General features: G+C 40.8%; 8 protein-coding genes. 2 read left to right on the top strand and 6 right to left on the bottom strand.

Going from position 1 to position 7,440, the window contains the following annotated elements; genetic code table 11:
- Positions 1-265: 265 nt before the first annotated feature.
- Positions 266-904: an imidazole glycerol phosphate synthase subunit HisH gene (gene hisH, locus IM500_RS00165; protein WP_190723676.1), complete on the top strand. Its 639-nt coding sequence runs from the start codon at positions 266-268 to the stop codon at positions 902-904.
- Here the strand turns inward: hisH and IM500_RS00160 are convergent.
- The gene (locus IM500_RS00160; RefSeq protein ID WP_190723678.1) at positions 893-1,645 is read right to left on the bottom strand and encodes an ABC transporter ATP-binding protein; all 753 of its coding nucleotides are present in this window, start codon (positions 1,643-1,645) and stop codon (positions 893-895) included. The genes hisH and IM500_RS00160 overlap by 12 nt on opposite strands.
- 111 nt (positions 1,646-1,756) lie before the next feature.
- Positions 1,757-2,872, bottom strand: coding sequence for a branched-chain amino acid ABC transporter permease (locus IM500_RS00155; RefSeq protein ID WP_190723680.1), 1,116 nt, complete (start codon positions 2,870-2,872; stop codon positions 1,757-1,759).
- A gap of 218 nt (positions 2,873-3,090) precedes the next feature.
- On the opposite strand from IM500_RS00155, the gene IM500_RS00150 reads away from it, so the two are divergent.
- A complete protein-coding gene (locus tag IM500_RS00150; protein ID WP_002742402.1) occupies positions 3,091-3,747 on the top strand; it encodes a response regulator transcription factor in 657 nt (218 codons plus the stop codon).
- 14 nt (positions 3,748-3,761) lie between these two features.
- Here the strand turns inward: IM500_RS00150 and IM500_RS00145 are convergent, their stop codons facing one another.
- From IM500_RS00145 to IM500_RS00130, 4 genes are all read right to left on the bottom strand, one after another.
- Entirely contained in the window at positions 3,762-4,280 is a 519-nt protein-coding gene (locus IM500_RS00145; RefSeq protein ID WP_190723681.1) for a low molecular weight protein-tyrosine-phosphatase, read from the bottom strand.
- A 2-nt stretch (positions 4,281-4,282) separates the two neighbouring features.
- Complete coding sequence (locus tag IM500_RS00140) at positions 4,283-4,576, bottom strand: hypothetical protein (RefSeq protein ID WP_190723683.1); 294 nt, start codon at positions 4,574-4,576, stop codon at positions 4,283-4,285.
- Between the two features lie 153 nt (positions 4,577-4,729).
- Entirely contained in the window at positions 4,730-5,368 is a 639-nt protein-coding gene (locus IM500_RS00135) for a DUF2834 domain-containing protein (protein WP_190723685.1), read from the bottom strand.
- 107 nt (positions 5,369-5,475) lie between these two features.
- A complete protein-coding gene (locus IM500_RS00130; RefSeq protein ID WP_190723687.1) occupies positions 5,476-7,068 on the bottom strand; it encodes a DUF445 domain-containing protein in 1,593 nt (530 codons plus the stop codon).
- Positions 7,069-7,440: the final 372 nt, after the last annotated feature.

Here is a 7,440-nt window from a genome sequence, read left to right as displayed (position 1 = left end):
GACTTTTTTTCCCTCAAAAAGTGCCAGCCATTGCGGGGATCGGGGGCAAAATTCAGGTACTTTTTCCCTGAAAATTAGGCAACTGACTACCTCAAAATCGGTAAAACCCCACACCCCACACCCCACACCCCACACCCTGCCCCCAGGAAAAGCTTTTTCAGCAAACCCTATATAGTAGTGATCGATCTTTGTGTCCTTTGTGTCTCTGTGGTTCGTTCTGCGTGATTGCTCTAAAATAGGGTTATCGCTTGTTCAGTATATAGCAATGACCTTAATCGCTGTCATCGATTATGACATGGGAAATCTGCACTCTGCCTGTAAAGGACTGGAAACCGTGGGTGCAGTGCCGAAAATTACCGATTCTCCCCTCGATCTGGAAAAAGCTGACGCTATTGTCTTACCCGGAGTCGGTTCTTTTGATCCTGCTGTCCGGCAAATTCGCAGCCGTCATCTAGAAAAACCGCTCAAAGCGGCGATCGCTAACGGTAAACCTTTTCTCGGTATCTGTCTCGGTTTACAAATTCTCTTTGACTCATCAGAGGAAGGACAAGAGGCGGGTTTAGGGGTTATTCCGGGGACAGTGCGCCGTTTTCGCTCGGAACCTGGCATTACCATTCCCCACATGGGTTGGAATCAATTAAACTTTACCCAGCCGGATCATGCTCTTTGGCAGGGATTACCCCCGCACCCTCACGTCTATTTTGTCCATTCCTATTATGTCGATCCCCTTGATAGTCATCTAACTGCTGCCACCGTCAGCCACGGCAGTCAAATGGTGACGGCAGCGATCGCTCGTGAGCGTTTGGTAGCGGTGCAGTTTCACCCGGAAAAATCCTCGACTAATGGCTTAAAAATTCTGGCTAACTTTGTTCAACAGGTGCAAAAATTAGCTTTAGTCTCCTAAATAAGCCTTTAAAACCCGCTCGTTTTTTTGGATTTCGCTGGGAATACCATCGGCTAAATTTGTCCCTTCTGCTAATACCCAAATGTGGTGACAAAGGGACATAATCACATCCATATTATGCTCGATAATTAAAAAGGTAATTCCCTGACGATTCCACTCGATAATATGGTCGTTGATTTGAGCGATTAAAGTGGGATTAACTCCGGCGGCCGGTTCATCTAATAAAATTAATTTTGGCTCGGTCATTAGCACTCGGCCAATCTCTAATAATTTACGCTGTCCTCCCGATAAAGCTCCCGCATAATCCTGCGCTTTCTCCCCTAGACCAATCGAATCTAATATGTCCAAAGCTTTGGCACGATTTTCCTGTTCCTGTTGGCGAATTTTTGCCCCCTGAAACCAGACTTTGAGAAAATTTTCTCCCGTTTGCCCCGGACTAGCTAAGAGCATATTTTCTAACACCGTTAATCGGGATAATACCCGTGCTACTTGAAAAGTTCTCACACATCCTTTCAGGGCAATTTGATAGGGAGGCAGCTGATGAATGGGCTGACCATCAAGAAAAACTTCTCCTTTATCTGGGCGAATAAAATTAGATAAAAGGTTAAAAAGTGTGGTTTTGCCGGCTCCATTTGGCCCGATTAACCCGGTGATGCTGCCCTGCGGCACATCCAAATAAGCATTATTGACGGCGCGAATGCCCCCAAAACTTTTCGATAATCCTTTGGCAGAAAGTAACATATATAAATTATGAATTATGAATTATGAATTATGAAGTGGGAAGTGTTTTCAGTGAAGAGTAATCGATGAACTGATAACTGATAACTGATAACTGATAACTGATAACTGAAATTATTTTCCCAAAGTTAACTCCTCTTTTTTGCCGAGGATACCCTGGGGTCGCCAGATCATTAAAACCATGAGCAGCAGACCGATAATCATAATCCGTAAAGCCCCTAATTGGCTATCATTAAAAATATCTAATTGGGGCAAAATAAAGCGAGTCAGGGAATCGTAAGCCCAGAAAATTACTGCTCCTAGTAAGGTGCCGGCATTGCTACCAGAGCCACCGAGAATGATAATAATCCAAGCGTTAAAAGTCAATAATGGTTCAAAATTAGTCGGGTAAATAGTGGTTAATTGCCATGCTAAAAAAGCCCCAGCTAAACCAGCGATCGCACCGCCTAACATCAAAGATTGTAACTTATACCAAAAGACATTTTTTCCTAAAGCCCGGGGAATTTCTTCATCTTCCCGAATCGCTTTGAGGATGCGTCCCCAAGGCGATCGCAAAAGTAATTCTAACCCAGTATAAACGAGAGCGAGGAGGACTAAAACTACCACCATCAGCCCCGCTTTGTAATTATAGTCATTCAGGGCAATTACGCCGTTTATATACAGAAAAAGCAGTATTATCGCCCCTAACGACCCCCAAAATATTAAAGCTCTCTTTTGCGTCGGTTGATAGCTTTTGCCGCTAATTTGCCCAGCTTCGCGCCATTGTCGTTGCAGATTGCGCCCCAATTGCCAGAGAGCAAAGATAGCAAGCAGGGTAAACAGGGCAATAATTAATAATTTGACGGGAAAACTGGGATTTATATCCAAAGGTAGGGGATAACGTTGTAGTCCGAAACTGCCTTTCGTTAACCAATCCTCGTTAAGCACCAGTAAACGAATTAACTCAGATACCCCGATGGTGACAATTGCTAGATAATCGGCTCTTAATCTCAGGGTGGAAAAACCGATGGCCAATCCCAACAATGCCCCTAGGAGTGCCCCGACAATGGCGGCAAAAATCATCGGTACACCCTGTAAAGTTAATAAAACCGTTGCATAAGCCCCTAAAGTGGCAAAAGCAACGTGACCAAAGTTAATTAAGCCAGTAAATCCCCATTGTAGATTTAAACCGAGGGCAAAAATCGCATAAATACCCGCAAAAATTGTCAATAAAACCAAATAATCTGTCATGTTAAGTCAAAAGTAAAAAAGGGGTTGGGGGAGTGGGAAGTGGGGAGAGGAGGAGAAAAAGCTGAAAACTCACATCTGATTACTGATCACTGAAAAGGCTGATTGCTAACTGCTAGTATAATATCAGTTACAACGGCCTCTGTAGCTTGATGGACAATTGTGACGAGCGGAGGGTGCTAGGCTATCAATACTGAAAAAACCTTGTCCTGTTAATTTCTATGCCTCTTTTGATTCTAATTGCCGATGATGACCCCGGTATCCGCCTAGCGGTCAAAGACTATTTAGAATTAGCAGGTTATAGTGTGGTGGCGGCGAGTAATGGTTTGGAAGCTTTGAATTTATTGGATACCTATCATCCCCATCTTTTGGTATCGGATATCAAAATGCCGCGTTTAGACGGCTATTCTTTGGTGACTAAGGTGCGGCAACAGCCAGAATTTAGGTTATTACCGGTAATTTTTTTAACTGAAAGAGGGTCAACAGAGGAAAGAATTCGCGGTTATCAAGTGGGTTGTGATATCTATCTTCCTAAACCTTTTGAGATGGAGGAATTAAAAGCAGTTATTCGCAATCTTTTAGAGCGATCGCAAATGGTGCAAAGTGAACGTCAATATCAGAAATTAAAACCAGAAGAAAGCCCCAAAACTAGGGATGTTTTAACTTCTTCTTTACAGGACGATTTTAAGTTAACTAATCGCGAGCGGGAAGTGTTAGAACATTTAGCCCGGGGACTTTCTAACAGTGAAATTGGGCAAAAACTGCATCTTAGTTCTCGCACGATCGAGAAATATGTTAGTAGTTTACTCAGAAAAACAACTACTAACAATCGGGCCGAATTGGTGCGTTTTTCCCTCGAACATAGACTAATCGATTAGCTGAAATAAAAAACTTAAATTTTGTTTTTTACTTCCTCCAAAAGACTGCCACAGGAGTCTAAAAGTAGCTCGATTACGCGTTCAAAACCTTCACGACCACCGTAGTAGGGATCGGGAACTTCTTTTTCTGGGTGATAACGAGCATAGTCACACATTAACTTGACCTTTTCTTGATATTTTCCTGTCCGATCTAGGGATAAAATATCTTGATAATTGGCTTTATCCATGGCTAAGATTAGATCAAAATTCTCGAAATCCTCGCGGGTAAATTGTCTAGCTGTACCTTGCAGAGGAATACCGCGTTTTTTGGCCGCCGTATTCATGCGAGAATCGGGAGGAGAACCGATATGATAACCGGCAGTTCCCGCGGAATCACAGAGGATTTTATTGCCTAATCCTTCTTGTTCAATCAGATAAGTCATGATATTCTCGGCAGCGGGAGAACGACAGATATTTCCTAAACAGACGAAGAGTAGTTTATAGGGCATAAATTGACCGGTAGAATCATCACTAAATTGCCAATTATAGGGCATTTTTAACATCCCGATAAAGATTTATCCTCAAAAAACTCCTCGCTGTCCATTAACCTAATTTTGGCTAATCCCAAGCTTTCTAAATGATCTTGCCACCCTTGGGGGGTATCTTCGATCGCTAATAATCCTAATACCCTAGCTACGTCTGCTACCCAGGGTAGGGTATGAATTCTATAACCCTGCCAGTTTACCTCTAAGGATAACCAAGCGGGAATCTCTTGGGGGTTAAATTGTTGGGAGGCAAGATAATCAGCTTGAAAGCAGTAAATCCGAGGTGGTTTTTGACTCTCTAACAAGGTTAAACACTCCTTCTAATCTGGACATTAATCTCTTTCCTCATATTTTAGAGGAACCTCAGCATAATTTCTGTTAAATATGAACTTCTCCTGTCAAGAAATGGTTAAAAAACAACTGATAACTAGGCCGAGTTTACCCAAGTAAATTTACTCTTAATTCTCCCCTAAGCGAGGACGAATAATTAAATAAATTGCCGGACCGATTAGAGGTAATAGGGAAATTACCGGCAACAGGAAAGGATTTTTTAATCCCCGTCGGGTTAGATCATCTTGCAGCAAAATTGGACATAATAGGGTTAAAAGACAGAAATCTAAACTCATAACATGAATAAAACGGCTAGTTTGCCACTGATACCAAAAATCAGACCAATTGCCGTTAATTAATCCGTAAGCGATTAAAATTGCCGCAGTAATTAGGGCAATTACTCCTAACCAAGGTGAGTCTAAAAGTTTAATGACCAGATTTTTTTTACCAGTAAAATTGCTGTTGGGTTGACGGAGAGTTAGATAGGGTAAAATAGCGAAAGCACCCACGGCAAAGGAGGCAAAAGTAAAGGGCCAAGCGATGATCTTTTGGTCACGACCATCGATAATTAAAAGGCTAGTGTAGATCAGTGGCCAAACTCCCATCAGGTTAAAAAGAGCGATAATTAACGGGTTGATATATTGCCATTTCCCAGTGGAAAGATCGATAATTAAATTCACTGTATCTGGTTGATCGGGGGGTGCTAGTAAAAAAGCGTATAATCCGAAGCCTAACCAAAGTAACCCGAGAATAATTTTTGTTAACATGGGAGTAGATAATTAGGTTAATTGAGTAATGGGGGTTTCAGCAGAAATTTTAGTACAAAAGTGATCAAAAGATCAAGCAATATTACCTAATCAATGATCGCTAATTTTTAGGGAAGACGACGGGGATTCATGGTTTCTGCTGGGTTAGTTTCTGCACTTTGAGAGTGGAGTAACCGAGTTTGTTCGAGGATAGTTTCTAAGTCTTCATCTGAGAATTCTTCTACATAGTTTAATTTCACTTCTTCTAGGAAGATAATTAATAACATCTCGATTCTTTCTAGACTGTGACGGGATTGTAATTCCCCGGCGAGAGATTGCCCGAAACGTTGGACTAATTGCTGCAATAAACGCTCAAAAACTTCGTCTTCCTGGGTAATCTTTTCCGCTATATTAACAAAGGATTGATACAATTGACTAGATAGACGATTACTCAAGTCAGTTTTTAACCCTTTCATTCCGGGTAATCGCAATAAGCTCTGATAAGCGGGAGTTTGACTGAGAATTTTCTCGATATTGTATTTAATTAAAGCTTCTGCTTCCGGTTTAACTTGCGGTAAAACCTTGTCAACGGTACTATTAACTAATAACCGAAAAATTTCGACAATTTCATTAGTATCATTGAGATTATTATATCCACCATTGAGAGATTTATCGAGAAATTTCTCCACTTGTCCCCGTCGAATATATTCCTGAATTTTATTAATAATTCTCAGGACAATTATCTCAGTAATATCCTTAGAAATTAGCGCAACTAAGCCTTTAACTGCCTGTTCTTTAATCAACCTTAAGTTAATAATTTTAACTTGATCTAGGCGAATAACAGTAGGAATAAATCGCAACCATCTCCAGATAGGAATAAACAGAAAAATATCGTACCATCGCCATAACATAGCCTCGCGCCAACGCAGACCTTTATGAGTGCGAGCAATCCACCAAGTTCTCAGCATAAATTCCCAGAAAAAGATGGTTCCAAAGAAAAAATCGATCGCCTCAAAGTTATCTATCGGTCTCCCATCTTCTCCCAGGGGACGAAAATAATTAGTTTCTATTAAAGGTTGAATTTCTTGATTAAAAAATTTCAACTCTTTTTCCCAGCCATTTTGAATGAGATAATCCCAAGTCCAAAACTTCTGAAAGGCTGCTTTTGCAGAAACATTTTCTGTTTTAAAAACCCGCAAGCGCATTTTATTTTTAATCTTCTCTAAAGTCCCAGTTTTCTCCGCCGAGGCAAAGGGATTATTATCGATCATATTGACACTTTTTTGGCGCAAATTGTCTAAAATTTTCTCGATCTCTTGGCGATATTCTTGCAGATTAAACTCTGGGTTAAAGAGCTTTTGATTAATCAGTTGATTAAGTTTATTAACCGTCTCTAAATATTCACTGGTACTGCGATAGGGTTTAATCCCTTTCACCACATCATACTTAGCGATTCCTTTAACAAAGGGAATTTCTAGGGGTTTGTCGGGAGGTATTTGCAATTCTTGAAAGGCAATCGGCCCGAGTTTTATTGGTTCATTAAATCTTAATAAGGTTATTTGCAAGCGTCCCTGTAACCAAAAATCTCGCAGGGGAATATAGGTTAAATCGAAAATAACCAGAATATAATTACATAACACCAATAGGGCCATGCAAGTCTCAAAGAGATTGCGCGGGGAAAAACGACGGTTTCTGCTCACGGGGTTTTTAGTCAAAGTCATTAGCCTAGAAAGCACACTTTGACCATGGTAAACCGAAACGCCTAATTTTTGGGACCCAAAGCGATAGAAGTAGTTAAAAAAGAGCGGTTAAACTTGGTTCTGCCTCAGTAATTAATAGATGTAGTCTTCTATTCTGTAATAGCATCCTAGCAGATTCAGTTAAGTAGTTAAGTAGCTGGTTATAATTAAATTAAAAATGGATTTTAGGTTCGATCCCCCCTGCCCCCCTTGATAAGCTATCCATTAGTCACATCTTTCTTAACATAAAATTTGACAAAAAGAGAAAAGTGTGCCAGATGGCTCAAGGGGGTTCTATGGGGGAACTAATTTGATGAGATAGTTTCCAAGTCTGGCTGATATCATGTAACCTTC

The sequence above is a fragment of the Microcystis sp. M179S2 genome, assembly GCF_020245805.1.
GTDB classification, from domain to species: Bacteria; Cyanobacteriota; Cyanobacteriia; order Cyanobacteriales; family Microcystaceae; genus Microcystis; species Microcystis aeruginosa.
The sequence above is the reverse complement of the archived record's forward strand: the minus strand, read 5'-3'. Positions and strand labels throughout refer to the sequence as shown.